The sequence below is a fragment of the Sphingobium yanoikuyae genome, from assembly GCF_034424525.1.
In the GTDB taxonomy this organism is placed as follows: Bacteria; Pseudomonadota; Alphaproteobacteria; order Sphingomonadales; family Sphingomonadaceae; genus Sphingobium; species Sphingobium yanoikuyae.
Map to the genome: position 1 here is coordinate 4,584,816 of NZ_CP139979.1, position 17,073 is coordinate 4,601,888.

Genomic DNA, 17,073 nt, shown 5'->3' on the forward strand with positions numbered 1-17,073 from the left:
GGAGGCCATGATGAACGATCCTGTCTGGTCCTTTCTTGCCGATCGCGATCTGGAGACCGGTCCCGCGCCCCATCGCCCTGATGCCTTGCATCACTGGAGCTTCACGCGCGACGCCCAAGACATTGGCTGGGCTATCCTCGATCAGCAGGGAACGGATACCAATCTGCTGTCCCATGCCGTGCTTGAAGAGCTTGGCCATATACTCGGCATGATCGCCGACCGCGCGCCCAAGGCGCTGGTCATTCGATCAGGCAAGAAACAGGGTTTTCTTGCCGGCGCGGATATCAGCGAGTTTCGTGACATGCGCGACGAGGCGATGGTGCGGGACCGGATCGCCGCCGCACATGCGATCGTCGATCGGCTCGAAGCGCTGACCTTTCCGACCATTGCGGTCATCCACGGCTATGCCATGGGTGGCGGCCTTGAGGTCGCGCTGGCGTGCCATCAGCGCATCGCCATCGAAGGGACAAGGCTCGGCTTCCCCGAAATACAGCTTGGCCTGCATCCAGGTCTCGGCGGCACAGCGCGCTTTACCCATTTATGCGATCCGATCGCGGCGATGGAACTGATGCTGACCGGCAAGTCGATCGATACCAAGCGCGCGAAAGACATGGGGCTGGTCGATGCGGTCGTCCCTGAACGCCACGTCCACGCTGCCGTCATGGCCGCAGTTGCAGGAGAGATGGACCAGGGTCGGCAGGCATTGCTGGATCGATTGAAAGACGCCGCGCCAGTCCGCCATCTGGCGGCGCGGCAGATGCGCAGCCAGGCTGAGGCCAAGGCACCCTTGGCCCATTATCCCGCGCCCCATGCGCTCATCGACCTGTGGGAAACTCATGGTGGCGACCGGGAGGCGATGAAACAGGCGGAGGTCGCTTTCTTCGCGCATCTCATGATGAGCGATAGCGCGCAAAATCTCATACGCGCCTTCTTCCTGCGCCAGAAGCTCAAGGGACTGGCTGGGCCGGAAACGAAGACGATCGCCCATGTCCATGTCATCGGCGCGGGCGCGATGGGCGGCGACATCGCGGCCTGGTGCGCCTGGCGCGGCCTTCGCACCAGCATTTCCGATGTGAAGCCCGAGCCGATTGGCGCTGCTCTTGGCCGAGCCGCGAAACTGTACGAAAAGCTCGCCCATGGAGATCGGCTCAAGGTTCGCGATGCGCTGGATCGGTTGATCCCCGACCCGGATGGTGCGGGCATCGCCAAGGCCGACATTCTGATCGAGGCAGCCCCGGAAAAGGTTGATCTCAAGCGGACCCTCTATGCGAGCGCCGAGCCACGTATGAAGGACGGCGCAATCCTGGCGACCAACACCTCTTCCATTCCGCTTGAGCAATTGCGCGAGGGGTTACGCCATCCCGAGCGGCTGATCGGCATCCATTTCTTCAATCCTGTGTCGCGGCTCGATCTGGTCGAGGTCATCAGCCATGACGGGGTCGATCCGCAGGTCGAGGCAGGTGCAAGAGCCTTTATCGGCATCATCGGCAAGCTGCCGGCCCCGGCCCGTAGCGCCCCCGGCTTCATCGTCAACCGGATCCTTACCCCCTATCTGGTCGAGGCGATGACGATGATGGACGAGGGCATCGCGCCCGAGACGATCGACAGGGCGGCAATGGATTTCGGCATGCCCATGGGCCCGCTGGAACTTGCAGATCAGGTCGGCCTCGATATCGGCCTTGCAGTTGCCGCCATGCTCAAGCGAGAACTGGACTGGCCCATGCCTGCCACGCCGCAATGGTTGGCAGACAAGGTCTCGGCGGGTCAGTTGGGCCGGAAAGCCGGGAAAGGCATATATGCCTGGAAGGACGGCCATGCGGTCAAGAACAGCGCCCCGCAGCCCCCGCCGGAGATGGCGGACCGCCTCATCATGCCGATGCTCAACATGGCGGCCGCGACCCTGCGCGAGCAGGTGACCGACGATCCAGATATCATCGACGCTGCCATGATCTTCGGCACCGGATTTGCGCCCTTCCGCGGCGGACCGCTCCATTATGCCCACGCACGCGGGATTGGCGAAGTCAAAGCCGTGCTGGAAGGGCTGCGCGAAGCCCATGGCGAGCGGTTCCGGCCCGATCCGGGCTGGGACATGCTGCAATGAGGACCGGCGGGACCGGTCTTCTCGAACTTCGCTCGGCAGAGGAGGTCGCCGACCGCATCATCGCTCGCACTGACGGGCATATCGTCCTTGGCCTGCCATTGGGCCTGGGCAAGGCGCCTCATATCGTCAATGCCCTCTTCGCCCGTGCCAGCGCTGATCGCGCCATCAGGCTGCGTATCTTCACGGCGCTCACCCTCGAGCAGCCCTCGCTTGGCACGGACCTCGAGCGTCGTTTCCTCGAGCCCGTGTTCGAGCGGACAATGGGCGGATATCCGCGCTTTGCTTATGCGCAGGCGCAGCGTGCGGGCGAGATGCCGGCGAATATCGAGGTGAATGAATTTTTCTTCCAGGCCGGCAGCCGGCTCGGCAATGGAGATGCACAGCGCCACTATATTGCAGCCAACTATACCCATGCGATGCGCTATCTGATCGACCAGGGCGTCAATGTCGTTGCGCAGATCGTGGCGCGACGGGGAAACAGCTATAGCCTGAGCTGCAATAGCGACATGACCCTCGACCTGCTTGCCGAGCGCGATCGGGGCCGGGCCGATTTTGCCCTGATCGGTCAGGTCAATGACGAATTGCCCTTCATGCGCGGTCCGGCCGAAATCCCGTCCGATCGATTCGCAATCATTCTCGACAGCGCGCAGACACGCTTTCCCCTCTTCGGGCCGCCACGCCAACCCGTAAGCCCTGCCCAGCACGCCATCGGCGCCCATGTGGCCGCGCTGATAGCCGATGGTGGCTCGCTTCAGATCGGCATCGGCGCGATCGGCGACGCGATCGCCCACAGCCTGGTCCTCCGGCAGGAACGGCCCGATTCCTATCGCGCAACGCTCGACCGGCTGGGCGCTCCCAAGCCATGGGAAATGGGCCCGTTTGAGGAAGGCCTATATGCGCCGACCGAGATGCTGGTCGACTGTTTCCTCGATCTCATAAGGGCCGGCATCGTCAAGCGTGAAGTCGATGGCGCGATCGTACATGGCGGCTTTTTCGTTGGCCCGCGCAGCTTCTATGCCGCGTTGCGGGACATGGATGAGGATCTGCGCGATCGCATCCATATGCGCGAGATCAGCTATATCAATGCGCTGTTCGGCAACGAAGCGGCCAAGCGAAAGGCCCGGCAAAAGGCCCGCTTCGTCAACAGCGCCATGATGATCACGCTGCTGGGCGCCACGATCTCGGACGGGCTTGAAGATGGCCAGGTCGTCAGCGGCGTAGGCGGCCAGTATAATTTCGTCGCGCAGGCACTCGAACTCGACGGCGCGCGTTCGATCATCACCCTGCCTGCCACCCGGCGTCACAAGGGCGAGACCCAGTCCAATATCGTCTGGAGCTATGGCCATGAAACCATCCCGCGCCATTTGCGCGATATGGTCGTGACCGAATATGGCGTGGCGGACCTGCGCGGCCAAAGCGATGAGCAGGTCATCCAGCGCCTGATCGCCATCGCCGACAGCCGCTTTCAAGGCGAACTTGTGGAAAAGGCCCGGTCCGCGGGCAAGATAGCGCCCGACTGGGACATTCCCGAAGCGTACAGGGATAATCTCCCCGAGCGGATCAGCGCGGCCATGCCCAAGGAGACATTTCCGTCCTTCCCGTTCGGCACGGACTTTACGCAGATCGAGCAGCGGCTCCTGCCGGTGATGCAATATCTGGCAGACCATGCGACTAGGCCCGCCCAACTGGCCGCCCTGATTGCCCGCGGCCTGCGCGGTGGTCAGCCCGACGAAGCGGAATCGGCCGCGCTCGAGCGCATGGGGCTGGATGCGCCCCATGGCGTCAGGGAGCATAGCTATCGCGCGCTCATCCTGGGAGCCTTGCGCAGTGCCGGACAGTAAGGACAGGAAAGAGGCGACCGGGCCAGGCGTCGTTTCGACAGACAGGGGAATGGAGCAGATGAAGGACGGCAAGGATAGCCCGCACCCCGATCTTGACGCAGAAGAGGCCGCCCATGTCGAGGAGCGCAGCACGGGTTCGGCAAAGGTCGTCCATGAGGTCGTGCGGCTCCAGGGCGAGGAGGAGCTGGATCGCCCGATCCTTGCGCTCATGCTTTCCGGCCTGGCCGCCGGCCTCGCGATCACCCTGTCGCTCATGTCCGAACTGTTCCTGCGGGCAAGGCTGCCCGACACAGAATGGGCGCCCCTCATCTACCTGCTGGGCTATCCGGTCGGATATCTGATCGTGATTATGGGACGGCTTCAGCTCTTTACCGAAAGCACGGTCACTGCGGTTCTGCCCGTCGCGACCCGTCCGAGCCTTAGCAATCTGGGCAGGCTCGCGCGCCTGTGGGCCTGCGTGCTGGCTGGGAATCTTGTCGGCGTGACGCTCGTAAGCGCGCTGATGGCCGGTGAGATCATCATCACGCATGAACAGCGCATCGTGGCGCTCGATATTCTCGCCAAGCTCGAATGGCAGGACTGGTCGAAAACCCTGATGCTGGGCATTCCGGCTGGCTTCATCATGGCCGCGATTGCGTGGGCCTTGCCCAATGCCAAGGGCAGCGAATTCTGGGTAATCTTCCTCCTGACCTATGTCATCGGTCTTGGCGGCTTTTCGCATGTCGTCACCGGTTCTTCCCAGATCAGCTTCCTCTGGTTGAGCGGCGAGGTCAGTTTCCAGCAGGCCTGGTTCGGCTTCTCTCTGCCTGCACTCATTGGCAACATCATCGGTGGTAGCGGCCTGTTCGCGGTCCTGGCCCATGGGCAGATGCGAAGCGACCTTACCGAAGGGGGATAGCGTTCGGTTTCAACCGTCGCCGGCAGGCAGAACTGCGCGAAGAGACTTCTCGATTTCCCCGCCGCAATAGGCCTCGCCATAGCGCTTCACGCTTCTTGCCTCGAGCCTCGCCAGGGCAGGATGAGCGCGCAGACGCTGGACCAGACCCATCGTTGCCGGCGCATGTTGGGCGAGCATGGCAGCGATCGCGCCGAAGCGGCTGGCCATGGTGCCCCATAATGTCACGGTCACGATATCGGCCAGATCCGGTTTTGCGGTGCCGAGCATGAACCCCTTTCCAGCTTCAAGGCCGTTGCTTGTGCCGACAGCCTCCCAGATGCGCATCCATTTCACCAGCCGAGGAATAAAGCTGGCCCATCGATCCTCCGTCCACATCTGCCGGCCGCCATCCAGCGTAAGTTCGTCAATGATATCATTCGCGTCGTTGACGAGCTTGACCGTCAAGGCGCGGTCGCGGGCACCGCCATGCACAAGGGCAAGACGTTCTGCCAGATAGACCATGATTGCTGGCATCTGCGACAGGGCAAATCCGGTGTCATTATCAATCAGGAGGGGTGGTCCCATGAAGGGCACCGGCTGATCCTCCGAAGCCATTTTCATCAGCGCGGCGATCTCACCTTCATCATGTTCGTTCCAGCTCTTGCCCGCAAAGGCAAGCGCGGCCCGGATGAACTGTCCGCGGAATGGCAATGGCCAATAATAGAGCTCGAAATCCCTCTCCACCCTCATCCCTCCTTTACATCCGTGCCTGTGCCAGAAGGCTTTCCTGGGCATATTGGTTGCCATGAAAATCTTGCTGGCAACCTCCGGGCTGGAATGGTGCACAGGAACACAGTGGCGGAGTTCGCGTTCTCCAATATGAGCTATCAGCAGTTTCCAGCAGCAGTTTCGGGGGCCAGCCAGGCGATGAGACCGAAGCTTCGATGGGGGGCATAGCCTCAAAGAAGGTCTTCTCCGCCAATGATAGTGCAATTGCGCAGGGAGCTTGGGACGCATGTCGAATGAAATAGGTTCGGTTCGGCAATGGGATGAGGGGGACCTGATGGAAGCCTTTCTTCTCATCCAAAGCGAGCGCCATACCAGTGACGACCAGATAATTTTTGCAGAAATGCGGCGCCGTGCCGGTGGCGGCGCACGTGAGCAGCACGATGCTTCTAACCGGCCTCGACTGTGGAACTTCGAGCCGGACCGGCCTCTGCTCTGAGATATGGTCGCCAGCCCGGCGCGCGCCAAAGGCGAGGCGTTGCCGGGCCGGGACACCTCAACCCGCTGCAACCCCGTCAGGCGAAAAGCGGTCTGTCATTTCGGCGAGCGCCCGCCCACTCATCCAGGCGGATTGCGATCTGATCGCGCCCCCCACGCTTTGCGTCGTAAAGCGCTTCATCTGCCAGCCGGTAGAGCGTGCCAAAGTCAACGCGGGATGCCGAGGCCGTCACACCGATACTCACCGTCACCATGCGATTGCCGATGATGTCGCCATGGCTCAGATCGGCCAAGGTTCCGCGCAGGGTTTGTGCAAATTGCTCGATGTTCCCAACTTCAGCTCCTGTGACCATCATCGCAAACTCCTCCCCGCCCAGACGACATACGGCACAGGAGGAATTCTCATGCTGTGCGATGCAGCGGCCAATTGCTGCCAGAACGTGATCGCCAGCCTCATGACCATAGACATCGTTGATCGACTTGAACCAATCGACGTCGATCAGGAGCAGGGCAACCAGCCCGCCTGATACAGGCAAGCCTTCGAGCATCCTGCAGGTTCTTTCCATGAAACCCCGTCGGTTTGGCAACCCTGTCAGAACGTCACGGCGGGCAAGCTCATGGGCCTTAGCCTCTGCGAGACGGGCGACGTCTCGTTCCGTCCGCAACCGGGCATGAGCACGCGAAGCGGCAGCGGAGAGCCACAATGTTTGCCAGGCCGCTGCGAACAGGACCAGAATTTGCGATCCACCGCCCCAGAACATCGCGTCCGCATCGAAGAAGCTGGTCGAAGCAAGGACGATCATTGGCAGTGCCCAGGCCCCACCCAGGCGCCGCGCCGCGCTGCTTCCCCGTCGCCATGCCTGGCCGATACAGGATGCGACCGCCGCCAGATTGGCCAGGACCAGCAACCCCAGCAGATTGCCGAGCATGTCGAACGGCCCCGAACGCATCAGCGAAAGCGGGATGCCCAATGCGCACACGCTTGCGGTGAGGCCCAGGGCGGTGCGCCTCAACCCCGCATCGAGATGCTGTTTTTCAAGAGCAGTGACGGCGCTCAAAGTGGCGAGCGTGATGGCGAGACAGGAGAGACCAGTGCAGATTTGGGCCGATACCGCGCCCGCCATCGAGGGAAAGAAGAACAGATGAAGTTGCGACCAGCACGCCCCCCATATGACCATGCAGCATGCCCATGCGGCCTGCCAGCCGGCATGTTGCTGACGGACGGCAAGAGCCAGTGAGGCGTTATAAATCGCGCCCACAATCAGCAGAACGAGCGCAGCACCGGTCAAGGTAGCCAGGCCAGTTGTCTGGGTGGCTTCTTCACCACGCTCGACAAGCCTCATCCGAAGGAGATGCGCGCTCGCCACTCTGTCAAATCTCAAGGTGAAGGCCACGACAGGAACGTCGCGATAGGGCGCGCGGAACGCGAGTTGGCCGCCAGCTCTCCAATAGGTCCCGAAATTGCCGCTCCGGACATGTTGCTGCTCGACGGCACCGTCACGATAGATGAAGCGCACGACCAGCCGATCAAATCGAGAGCTGTGGATGATCAGCGACAGATCCTCATGATCGCGCGAGCCCTGGGGCAAGGCGGCATGGAGCCACAATGTGCCCTTCTGATAGCCATCAGGATCACCATTGCAGACAAAATGGGAGGGGCGCGTGTCGTCAGGGGCGATCGATCGGCTCACTGCATGACATAGAGGATCGCCAATGCGTAGCAATTCAGCGCGCGCAGGCTGAGCCCCGCCCAGGATCAACAGTGCGATCGAGAACATGGCGCAGCTAATCGCAAGCCTATGTCGGGATAGTCCCCTGGTCAGGATCCGCGCATTCATCGCGGCCCCTCTAGCATGAAAATGCGTGAATATACTGGGCGCATGGCCACTGGCTCACTTGCGGGCAGCGATCCGCCCGGCTCGCGTCAACGCTCACCATGGACTGACGGAGGCGGAAAAACATCTCACAATCACAAAACAAGAAATTTAATCCAAGTTAAAAAGAAAGGCCATCATGTTGCGGCGGACGGCTTCATGAAAATCCCGCCGCTAAATCCATGACGATATCGAAATAAATATTTCGAATGCTGCTCCATCCATGTCTTCTGCCTCAATAGACATTGGCGAACGCGCCCTGATAGTGTCAAAATTGCAACATAAGCATTATTGTTTTCGCACGCGGCAACCCCGGTGCATGCCCTTTAGTTTGAGCCTCGTGGAAATAATCAAACAGGGACGTACATCATGAAGAAGATCATTCTCCCATTGCTGGGCTGCCTGGCACTGCCGACTGCTGCCATGGCTCAGGACGACACCGCACCCGATGGCAGCAAAGCCTTCGGTATTGAACCCTATGTCGGCATTCTCGGCGGTTATCACACTTTCGACCGCGGGACCGAGTTCGGCAGCGTTCCGGGCGAGACGATCATGAACGGCGCCCTGATCAGCGGCATCGCGGGCGTGAATGTGCCACTCGGGCCGGTGTTCGTCGGGGTGGAAGGGAACGCCTCGAAGGGCTTTAGCGACATCGACTGGGAATATGGCGTGAAGGGCCGTGTAGGCGCCCGCGCAGGCGAGAGCGGTTTGATCTACGCCTCGGCCGGCTATCAGTGGGTCAATGGCAAAGGCGGCTGGCCCGACGAGAAGGACTGGATGTACGGTGCGGGTGTCGAAGTGGGGCCAAAGGAGATCGGCCTCGGCGGGGTCACTGGCAGCAGCGGCGTGCGCCTGCGCGTGCAGGTCGACACCTATGATTGGGACAGTTTCCGTCCCATGGCTGGCGTCATTTTCCACTTCTGAAAATTACCACACAGTTCCATGGGAAGGAATAAGACATGGCCTTCCCCCGGGACGCACAGGCTGATCGCGCAGCCGCTTCTGGGCCGCATGCGCCTTGAGTGGAAGATGGGCGCTGCCATGGGGTAGAGCGGGCAACTACAGCGGGCCCGTTCACCCATTCAGCCAGAATGTGCCGGGCTCATTCACATGATCTGGAGATTTTCTTCCCGCACCATGAACCCGTTGAATATCAAGGCGTTTTGAGTGGGCTACTGCGCTCTTTGCAGGATTTTGGAGGCTCGTGCATGACGATCGAAGTTCGCTTCCCCGATGGCAGCCGTCGGGATGTGCCGAGCGAGCTTCGTATCCTGCACGCAGACAGCGCGAGCGAAGAGCCTGCATTCTGGCATCTACCGCTCAACTGCGATTCCTATTGGCGTTTTGCGTTTGACGGCGTCCACTGGAATGCGCGCCCCAGAACGGGTAGCCTTGCCATGTTCCGTAGTCCGGGCATCGAGTGGTGGCGGGGCATCGTAACAATGTCGGACGAAGCGGCTTTGGGTCAGGAACAGTGTCTTCTGGTCGCCGTCAACGCCTGATGGCCTATGACTTTTCTTGAACAGCGCGAGGCGATGCGCTCACCATGGTGTCAGCATATTCTATGTGAGCCGCTGCCAGGCCTCTTCCATCGCATCGCGCAGTCGCGCCGCCCAGAAGGATTGCCCCTCGCCTTGGGAAATAAGGTCCTGCCTGACCTCGATTTCAGCGTAGCGAAGGTCATTTGAAAGGGCGTGGAAGGGCATGCTGTAATCGGTTTCATCCATGGCATAGGGAGCATTGTCGCCCACCTTGATCGGCAACCGGCGTAGCGCGTCCAGCAGGCAAATCGCAAAATCGATCCGGCCGGCGGCGTGCAGGACGCCCACCGACCAGGGGCGCCTCATCTCGTCCAGTATCGGGGTGAAACTATGGAGCGCGAGCAGGATTGTCTCCTGCCCCGCTGCCAGCCGAGCTGAGATCATTTCTGAAATGCCGGAATGATATGGAGCATGGATGGAGGTGACACGCGCCAGCCTGTCGATTTCGGTCAAACCCTGATTGCCACCGATATCGGTCCCATCGGACGACGCAGGTATCGCGTCGTCGCGCGCGGGATCGCGATTACAGTCGATGACCAATCGCGAATAATTCTGGAAGATGAAAGGGGCATCGAGGAGACGCGCCAATTCCAGGCCCATATCTCTCACGCCTATGTCGATTGCGATATGCCGAGACCAATCGGCCGGGCCTACGCCAAGATCACCCAGGGCCGAAGGAATTGCCAGCCCTGCATGATCTCCGGTCAGGAGGAACGGGGAGGAGCCGTTCGCGTTGATGACGGTGAAGGGCGCAGGATCGGCTGGCACCAGTAGATTCATGGTTTCTCCCTGCCCATTGGGAACTTCCTTTCATGCCGTTGCTCACAATCGAACATGTGACGACTTATCGCTATCAGCAATCGGTGTCGCTGGGCGAACATCGCATCATGATGCGGCCGCGTGAGGCCTTCGACCAGCGACTGCTCCGCGCGCGGCTCGATATCGATCCCCAACCTTGTGAATTGCGCTGGCTGCATGATGTGTTCGGAAATTCCGTGGCCATTGCTCTGTTCGACAAACGCACGTCGCAGCTGAAAGTCGCGAGCGCGGTTACGCTCGAGCATGCGCCCTTGACGCAGCAGCAGGTCGACGTCGAACCCTATGCCCGGCTTTTCCCCTTCACCTATTCATCGGAAGACATGCCCGATCTGTTGCGGTCGATCGAACGAAACCATCTCGATCCCGAGCGGATCGTCGACAATTGGGCCAGAGGTTTCGTCAGCAATCATGGTGATACAGCGACCATCGATCTCCTGACGCGGATCGCGACAGGCATCCAGCGTGACTTCACCTATGTGCCACGACATGAAAAGGGCACCCAATCTCCTATGGAGACGTTGCGCAAGCGGCAGGGGACCTGCCGTGACTTCGCCGTGCTGATGATTGAGGCTGTCAGGGCGCTGGGCTTCGCCGCCCGCTTCGTGTCGGGCTATGTCTATAATCCATCGCGCACCGAAGGGCTGGTCGGTGGCGGCAACACCCACGCCTGGGTCCGTATCTTCCTGCCCGGATCTGGCTGGGTGGAATTCGATCCGACAAATGGGATCATCGGCAATCGCGGCTTGATCCGCGTGGCGATCGCACGCGACCCGTATCAGGCGCTACCGTTGTCGGGCACCTGGTTCGGCCTGCCTGCAAGCTTTCTGGGGATGGATGTGAGCGTCAACGTCAGTCGTGCCGATCCAGAACCATTCTCCCTCTCCGGCCATGGCGCCATCAACAGCCGGCTTGCCGGCAATCAGGAAACGAACCCGACATGCTGATCCGGTGCGGCTATGATATCGAATTCTCGACCGAGAACCGGACGGCGATGATGGCCATGCTCAGCCTGCATCCATCGCGCCATCAGGATCTGCGAACGCCGCAGCGGCTGATAGCGGCGCCCGACATTCCGCTTTATCAATTCGAGGACGGGTTCGGCAATGTCGCCACCCGGCTCACCATCCCACCGGGCAATGTGCGCTTGTCATGCGACTTTGTGATCGAGGATAGCGGAGATCCCGACCAGCGCTCGCCCAGTGGTCCTCAGATGCCGGTGGAAGAGCTTCCAGATGCCGTCATGCCCTTTCTTCTGGGCAGCCGCTATTGCGAAACCGACCGTCTGATGGACGTGGCATGGGCTCAATTTGGTCATCTGGCCAGCGCGCGGGAAAGGGTGGAGGCGATCGTGGGCTTCGTGCATCATCATATTGAATTTGGCTATCAGCATGCGCGCGCCGACAAGACCGCCTGGAATGGCTATCAGGAGCGAAAGGGCGTGTGCCGTGACTTCGCCCATCTCGCCATAACCTTGTGCCGCTGCATGAATATTCCCGCTCGCTATTGCACCGGTTACCTCGGCGACATCGGCGTGCCTCCGGTAGATGCTCCGATGGATTTCAGTGCATGGTTCGATGTCTATATCGACGGCGCCTGGTATACCCATGATGCGCGCCATAACCGCCCGCGCATCGGCCGGATCCTGATGGCACGCGGGCGCGATGCCACCGACGTAGCCTTGACGACGGCTTTTGGCCCGGCAAATCTGGTGCGATTTCAGGTGCACACCCAGGAAGTAACCGCCCTTGACTGAGCAAAGCGACCCGCTTCTCCAACCCTGGCCTGGCCCGCTTGGCGCGCCACCTTTTGCGCGGATAGGTGATGACCAGTTCCTTCGCGCGGTCACGACCAGCATCGCCTGGCACAAGGCTGAACTTGATGCGATTTGCGAGCAGGTCGCGCCCGCGACCTTCGAGAATACGATTGCCGCACTGGAACGGTCGGGCGAGCCGCTCGCGCGCGTCCGGCGGTTGTTCTGGGCCCTGTCCTCGGCGAAGGGCACGCTGGCCATCCGCGAGGCGGAAGCTGAGATTTCGGCGCGACTTAGCGCGCATGCCGTCGCCATAAGCCATAATGCCCAATTGGCAGCGCGCGTCTTCGCAGTCCATGCTTCACGGCACGAGAGCGGCCTCACCCCGGAACAGGTCCGCCTCGTGGAGGATAGCCATGCAAGCTTCCTTAGAGGCGGCGCAGCATTGACGAGGGCTGGCAAGTACCGCTTTGCCGCCATCGAGGCTCGCCTGTCTGCCCTAGCAGTTCAATTCGGGCAGAATGTGCTTGCCGCAACAAATGCCTGGGTGCTCGATCTGGAGCAGAATGAGCTTGAGGGACTGCCCAGCGCAATATGCGAGGCGGCTGCGGCGCGAGCAACAGCAAAGGGGTTGCAGGACCGTTATCACATAACGCTCGATCGCACCGACCTGGAGGCATTTCTGACCTTTTCGAAGAGGCGCGACTTGCGCGAGGCCCTATGGCGGGCCTTCACCGCACGCTGCGACGGCGACCAACATGATAATTGGCCCATCATCGCCGAAATGCTCGCGTTGCGCAGGGAAAGGGCGGTCCTGCTGGGCTATGCCGACCATGCGCATTATGCGCTGGCCGACAGCATGGCGCATGATCCGGCAGCAGCGAGCGCGCTGATGCGCCAGCTGTGGGCGCCGGGCAAACGGCGCGCAACGCAGGAAGCTGCTGAACTGCAGGCATTGATCGATGCGGAGGGCGGCGATTTCCGCCTCGCGCCCTGGGACTGGCGCTTTTACGCGGAACAGGTACGACGCACCCGTTACGCACTCGATACTGCGGCAGCTGCGGAGCATTTGCGGCTCGATGCGGTGCGGCAGGCAGCATTCGACACAGCCGGCCGACTTTATGGCCTGAGCTTCTACAGGCGTGCGGACATAGAAGGCTATCATCCGGACGTCTGGGCCTGGGAAGTGAAGGAGAGCAACGGGAGCACTGTGGGTCTGCTCTTCACCGACTATCTGGCCCGCCCGGAAAAACATGGTGGCGCTTGGATGGGAAGCCTGCGGGTGCAAGAAGCGATGGATGGCGACGTGCGCCCGATCGTCTATCTGGTCGCCAATTTTGCCGCTGCTCCGCCACCCGACCGGGGTGCGACCCGCCTTTCGATTGATGAGGCGCGCACCTTGTTTCATGAATTTGGCCATGCATTGCATGGGCTTCTTTCACGAGTCACCTACCCCAGCCAGTCCGGAACTGCGGTTGCCCGCGACTTCGTGGAATTTCCGAGCAAGTTCATGGAGAACTGGATTGTCAGCCCGCAGGTGCTCGCCGATCTTGGGATGCCTGAAGATCTGATCAGCGCCATTCGCGAGGCGGAGGCTTATGGTCAGGGCTTTGCCACCGTGGAATTGATCGGTTGCGCATTGGTGGACCTTGCCATCCACCAGAATCCGGACGCTCAGATCGATCCTCGCGCATTTGTCGAGGCGCAGCTTGATGCGCTCGCAATGCCCCGCGCGGTCGGGTTGCGCCATCGCTTTCCCTATTTCACGCATATCTTTGATGGCGGCTATTCGGCTGCCTATTATAGCTATGCCTGGTCCGAAGCACTGGATGCCGACGCATTTGAGGCTTTTGTCGCGACAGGTGATATTTTCGACCCCGGTCTCGCATCGCGGTTCCGCGAAGAGATACTCGCCGCAGGAAATAGCCGCGATCCCATGGCGTCCTTTCAGGCCTTCCTGGGACGCGCGCCCGACGGAACGGCCTTGATGCGAGCAAGGCATCTTCTCGACGCTTGAACGCCCCTGGCGCGCGATCCGTTTTGCCGAGAATGAACCACGGGTTGAGGCCAATCACGCCTCGAGCCATCCGCCGCGCTGCACATGGCCTTAATGGTGATCGCATAGCGGAGAGAAGCGGGCTGCATGTCCTCATGCAAGGGTAGCAGACCCATCGAGGGGCCTTGTCAGGCGGCGATGGTCAGCGGGGTGTCGACATGCTGTCCGATCTGGATCACCTCATCAGTATGAACCTTGAACGAGGCCAGTCGCATCGGACCGAACGCCGTGGTCAAAGCGGTATCGGCTGCGTCGCGTCCGCACGCCATCAGGATGCGCCCTATGCGAGGGACATGATGCCGCGCATCGAAACTGTGCCACTCACCACCCAGGTACACTTCGAACCAGGCGTGGAAATCCATTGGGACATCAACCGGATCGACGCCGATATCGCCAAGATATCCGCTGCAATATCGTGCCGGAATGTTCATGCACCGGCATAGGGCCACTGCAAGATGGGCAAAGTCCCGGCATACGCCAACCCGCTCATTATATGCCTCCCAAGCGGTCCTGGTGCATCGCGCATATTGATATCCGTAGGTCAGATGCTGGTGCACGAAATCGACAATGGACTGCACACGCTGCCACCCGGGCGCGATATGGCCGAAATGATACCAGGCTTTCTGGCAGAGGAGATCGGTCTCGCAATAACGGCTTCCCATGAGATAGATAAGGACGTCCGAGGGCAAATCCCGAACTTCATGCTGGACTGCCGATGGACTTTGGCGATCGTGCAGGCCGCTATCGGCAATGGTGAAGTCACATGACAGGGTAGTGCGCCCTGCCGGCAGGGTCATGCGTGTGCAGATATTGCCAAAGCTGTCACGGTAATCATGGGTCGGGATCGGCGCGCCTGTCCTGATCCTGTGGGGGCTGCGAAGATCGGGAAACCTAGACGGTCGGATCGTGAGGAGGGAAATTAACGGCGTAGGAGCACCGGTTTCCAGGACCAGTTCATAGCCAGCACGAATGAGCATAACTGCCTTTCCAATTCGAGGCGCGATCTAGACATGAAAATCTACAGGTCATTCGATGGTTTCTTTGCCCAGAAATCATCCGACAAATGTTAAACCTTCATTATTTGATCAAAAGATGATCTATTCAATTATATTTGCAATAATTGGTATCCGCGTAGGGCTATATTACCGCCTGATGCTTTCGTTCTTCGCCGATGCATATCTCTCCCAACAGTCGGGACAGTTCATTCACCGAATAGGGTTTGTGCAGAAGTGGAAAGCCATGGCGGCTATCATCAGCCAGGACATGGCTATAGCCACTGGTGAGCACCACGGGGATTTCCGGCCAGCGCGCCCGGATCTGACGCCCAAGCTCCAGACCATCGATCCCGGGCATGACGACATCTGAAAAAACGATATCGATATTGGCGTGCGAACGCTCAAGCACCGCGATCGCCTCAGGAGCATTGGCCGCACGCCACGTCTTGTAACCAAGATCCTCGAGGAGCTGCGAAGCGAAGTCTCCGACCGGCTCATTATCCTCGACGATCAGAATATTCGCATGCTGGATGGCGCAACGTCCTGACGGCGTGACATCCTCCAGGGAATGTGGCGCGGCAGCCCGCGGCAGATAGAGGCTGAACGTCGTCCCGATACCCAACCGACTTGCAACGTCGATCTCGCCACCGGACTGTTTGATAAAGCCATAGACCTGGCTCAGTCCCAAACCCGTACCCTTGCCCACCTCCTTGGTCGTGAAGAATGGCTCGAATATATGTTCTATCTGCCCTTCGCTCATGCCCAAACCCTCATCCGTCACGGAAATCCTGACGAAATCGCCCCTGGCAGCCGCGAGGCCGCCGCGGGCCGGGATTGATCCGGCCGCTTCCACCGACAGGGTAATCCGTCCCTCTCCGTTCATCGCGTCGCGCGCGTTCACCGCCATGTTGATCAGCGCGGTTTCGAACTGGCTCGCATCGACTTCGACAAAACAGGAGGTGCAGATCGGGTCGACAACAAGGGCAATGCGCGAACCCACGACCGTTCGAAGCATATCCGCAACGGCTTCAACCTTGCGCGCGGCATTGAACGTCTCTGGTCGAAGGGCCTGGCGGCGCGCAAAAGCGAGAAGCTGGCTCGTCAGCTTCGCCGCACGGTCCGCGGTCTCCGAGATGGCATCAATATATTTCTTCTGCTTCTCGCGCGGCAGCTCGCGGGTCGCGAGAAGGTCGGCGGACCCACGGATGATGGTGAGAAGATTGTTGAAATCATGCGCAACGCCGCCTGTCAGTTGCCCGATCGCTTCCATCTTCTGAAGTTGGCGAAGCTGATCCTGAGCCGAGGACAGTTCGCGCGAACGCTCCTCGACACGCGCCTCCAGCGTGTCATTGAGCAGGCGCAGCTGTTCTTCCGCAATGGTCCGCTCCAGAAGGTCTGCGGCCTGCCGGGCGAGGATATCGAGCAGACGCAGGTCCCGCTCGGAAGGATGATGCGGACGATCCCAATGGGTGGAGATCATGCCGAGCAAGCGGCCGGTGCGCGAGAGAAGCGGCGTGGTCTGAGCCGAGCGGATGCCCGCGGCGCGAAACGCATCGAGGTCGGCAGTCCCGGCGATATCGGCCCATTTCTCGAAATCAGGAACAATGGCGCGCTGACCCATTTTCAGGGCTAGCGTGCAACTGCTGTAGGCTGCTGGACTGACCCACTGCCAGAACCCGACCGCTTCTGCCCGCAAGCCTCTGTGCGCCAGCAACTGGAGTTGCCCCCCATGTCCCGAAGGGTCATCGGCGGGGCAAAGGAGTTGCATCGTCCCGAACTGGGAGCCGGTGATGGCAACAGCGGCCTCCACGATCTTGCCATAGAGTTCGAACCGATCATTCTCGGCGATGAGCGTAACGCTGATCGCGTGAAGCAACTCGATATCGGACGGTTCCCTGGCCGGGCCCTGAACTTGCGACCCACGCGGCAATATCTGCGGCCCACGATATGTGACAGTCATCATCGCTCCCATGCCGCCATCATCGGCCGCGCTTC

The 17,073-nt window shown here is 60.5% G+C and carries 14 protein-coding genes; 9 read left to right on the forward strand and 5 right to left on the reverse strand.

The annotated features are described in order from the left end of the window. Nucleotides 1-10: 10 nt before the first annotated feature. From U0025_RS21235 to U0025_RS21245, 3 genes are read left to right on the forward strand one after another with little or no spacing between them, the layout of a single operon-like run. Nucleotides 11-2,101, forward strand: a complete 2,091-nt coding sequence (locus U0025_RS21235; protein ID WP_004209559.1) for a 3-hydroxyacyl-CoA dehydrogenase NAD-binding domain-containing protein — start codon at nt 11-13, stop codon at nt 2,099-2,101. Further along, a complete protein-coding gene (locus tag U0025_RS21240; RefSeq protein ID WP_004209560.1) occupies nt 2,098-3,942 on the forward strand; it encodes an acetyl-CoA hydrolase/transferase C-terminal domain-containing protein in 1,845 nt (614 codons plus the stop codon). The genes U0025_RS21235 and U0025_RS21240 overlap by 4 nt, the downstream gene beginning before the upstream one ends. Then, nucleotides 3,878-4,840 carry a formate/nitrite transporter family protein gene (locus U0025_RS21245; protein ID WP_323156740.1) on the forward strand — a complete coding sequence of 321 codons (963 nt, stop codon included), beginning with the start codon at nt 3,878-3,880 and terminating at the stop codon, nt 4,838-4,840. Before U0025_RS21240 ends, U0025_RS21245 begins: the two co-directional genes overlap by 65 nt. A 9-nt stretch (nt 4,841-4,849) precedes the next feature. Here the strand turns inward: U0025_RS21245 and U0025_RS21250 are convergent, their stop codons facing one another. Then, on the reverse strand, nt 4,850-5,569 hold the full coding sequence (locus U0025_RS21250; protein ID WP_037490762.1) for a glutathione S-transferase: 720 nt from the start codon (nt 5,567-5,569) through the stop codon (nt 4,850-4,852). A 313-nt stretch (nt 5,570-5,882) separates the two neighbouring features. On the opposite strand from U0025_RS21250, the gene U0025_RS21255 reads away from it, so the two are divergent. Then, a complete protein-coding gene (locus U0025_RS21255; protein WP_323156741.1) occupies nt 5,883-6,044 on the forward strand; it encodes a hypothetical protein in 162 nt (53 codons plus the stop codon). Nucleotides 6,045-6,120: 76 nt separating this feature from the next. Here the strand turns inward: U0025_RS21255 and U0025_RS21260 are convergent, their stop codons facing one another. After that, nucleotides 6,121-7,821: a GGDEF domain-containing protein gene (locus U0025_RS21260; RefSeq protein ID WP_037491889.1), complete on the reverse strand. Its 1,701-nt coding sequence runs from the start codon at nt 7,819-7,821 to the stop codon at nt 6,121-6,123. Nucleotides 7,822-8,286: 465 nt separating this feature from the next. Here U0025_RS21260 and U0025_RS21265 point away from each other — a divergent pair, with 465 nt between their 5' ends. Next, entirely contained in the window at nt 8,287-8,841 is a 555-nt protein-coding gene (locus U0025_RS21265; RefSeq protein WP_004209566.1) for an outer membrane protein, read from the forward strand. 284 nt (nt 8,842-9,125) lie between these two features. Then, entirely contained in the window at nt 9,126-9,419 is a 294-nt protein-coding gene (locus U0025_RS21270) for a hypothetical protein (protein ID WP_004209567.1), read from the forward strand. A gap of 60 nt (nt 9,420-9,479) precedes the next feature. On the opposite strand, the gene U0025_RS21275 is transcribed toward U0025_RS21270, so the two are convergent. Next, nucleotides 9,480-10,238, reverse strand: a complete 759-nt coding sequence (locus U0025_RS21275; protein ID WP_004209568.1) for an N-formylglutamate amidohydrolase — start codon at nt 10,236-10,238, stop codon at nt 9,480-9,482. Between the two features lie 32 nt (nt 10,239-10,270). Here U0025_RS21275 and U0025_RS21280 point away from each other — a divergent pair, with 32 nt between their 5' ends. Genes U0025_RS21280 through U0025_RS21290 form a run of 3 tightly spaced genes read left to right on the forward strand, consistent with a single transcriptional unit; the run spans nt 10,271 to nt 14,044 of the window. Further along, on the forward strand, nt 10,271-11,221 hold the full coding sequence (locus U0025_RS21280; protein WP_004209569.1) for a transglutaminase family protein: 951 nt from the start codon (nt 10,271-10,273) through the stop codon (nt 11,219-11,221). Further along, on the forward strand, nt 11,215-12,030 hold the full coding sequence (locus U0025_RS21285) for a transglutaminase-like domain-containing protein (protein ID WP_004209570.1): 816 nt from the start codon (nt 11,215-11,217) through the stop codon (nt 12,028-12,030). The genes U0025_RS21280 and U0025_RS21285 overlap by 7 nt, the downstream gene beginning before the upstream one ends. Next, nucleotides 12,023-14,044: a M3 family metallopeptidase gene (locus U0025_RS21290; RefSeq protein WP_004209571.1), complete on the forward strand. Its 2,022-nt coding sequence runs from the start codon at nt 12,023-12,025 to the stop codon at nt 14,042-14,044. Before U0025_RS21285 ends, U0025_RS21290 begins: the two co-directional genes overlap by 8 nt. 167 nt (nt 14,045-14,211) lie before the next feature. On the opposite strand, the gene U0025_RS21295 is transcribed toward U0025_RS21290, so the two are convergent. Both U0025_RS21295 and U0025_RS21300 read right to left on the reverse strand, forming a co-directional pair. Beyond that, nucleotides 14,212-15,060 (reverse strand): transglutaminase-like domain-containing protein, encoded by an 849-nt coding sequence (locus U0025_RS21295; RefSeq protein ID WP_004209572.1) that lies wholly within the window; start codon nt 15,058-15,060, stop codon nt 14,212-14,214. A 160-nt stretch (nt 15,061-15,220) separates the two neighbouring features. After that, nucleotides 15,221-17,050, reverse strand: a complete 1,830-nt coding sequence (locus U0025_RS21300; protein WP_037490771.1) for an ATP-binding protein — start codon at nt 17,048-17,050, stop codon at nt 15,221-15,223. Nucleotides 17,051-17,073: the final 23 nt, after the last annotated feature.

What these genes read in the sequence shown, in the direction of transcription:
- U0025_RS21270 (WP_004209567.1), top strand. Translation starts at nt 9,126, where the DNA reads ATGACGATCGAAGTTCGCTTCCCCGATGGCAGCCGTCGGGATGTGCCG.
- U0025_RS21285 (WP_004209570.1), top strand. Translation starts at nt 11,215, where the DNA reads ATGCTGATCCGGTGCGGCTATGATATCGAATTCTCGACCGAGAACCGG.
- U0025_RS21260 (WP_037491889.1), bottom strand. Translation starts at nt 7,821, where the DNA reads ATGTTCTCGATCGCACTGTTGATCCTGGGCGGGGCTCAGCCTGCGCGC.
- U0025_RS21250 (WP_037490762.1), bottom strand. Translation starts at nt 5,569, where the DNA reads ATGAGGGTGGAGAGGGATTTCGAGCTCTATTATTGGCCATTGCCATTC.
- U0025_RS21240 (WP_004209560.1), top strand. Translation starts at nt 2,098, where the DNA reads ATGAGGACCGGCGGGACCGGTCTTCTCGAACTTCGCTCGGCAGAGGAG.
- U0025_RS21295 (WP_004209572.1), bottom strand. Translation starts at nt 15,060, where the DNA reads ATGCTCATTCGTGCTGGCTATGAACTGGTCCTGGAAACCGGTGCTCCT.
- U0025_RS21280 (WP_004209569.1), top strand. Translation starts at nt 10,271, where the DNA reads ATGCCGTTGCTCACAATCGAACATGTGACGACTTATCGCTATCAGCAA.
- U0025_RS21255 (WP_323156741.1), top strand. Translation starts at nt 5,883, where the DNA reads ATGGAAGCCTTTCTTCTCATCCAAAGCGAGCGCCATACCAGTGACGAC.
- U0025_RS21265 (WP_004209566.1), top strand. Translation starts at nt 8,287, where the DNA reads ATGAAGAAGATCATTCTCCCATTGCTGGGCTGCCTGGCACTGCCGACT.
- U0025_RS21245 (WP_323156740.1), top strand. Translation starts at nt 3,878, where the DNA reads ATGGCGTCAGGGAGCATAGCTATCGCGCGCTCATCCTGGGAGCCTTGC.
- U0025_RS21235 (WP_004209559.1), top strand. Translation starts at nt 11, where the DNA reads ATGAACGATCCTGTCTGGTCCTTTCTTGCCGATCGCGATCTGGAGACC.
- U0025_RS21275 (WP_004209568.1), bottom strand. Translation starts at nt 10,238, where the DNA reads ATGAATCTACTGGTGCCAGCCGATCCTGCGCCCTTCACCGTCATCAAC.
- U0025_RS21300 (WP_037490771.1), bottom strand. Translation starts at nt 17,050, where the DNA reads ATGGGAGCGATGATGACTGTCACATATCGTGGGCCGCAGATATTGCCG.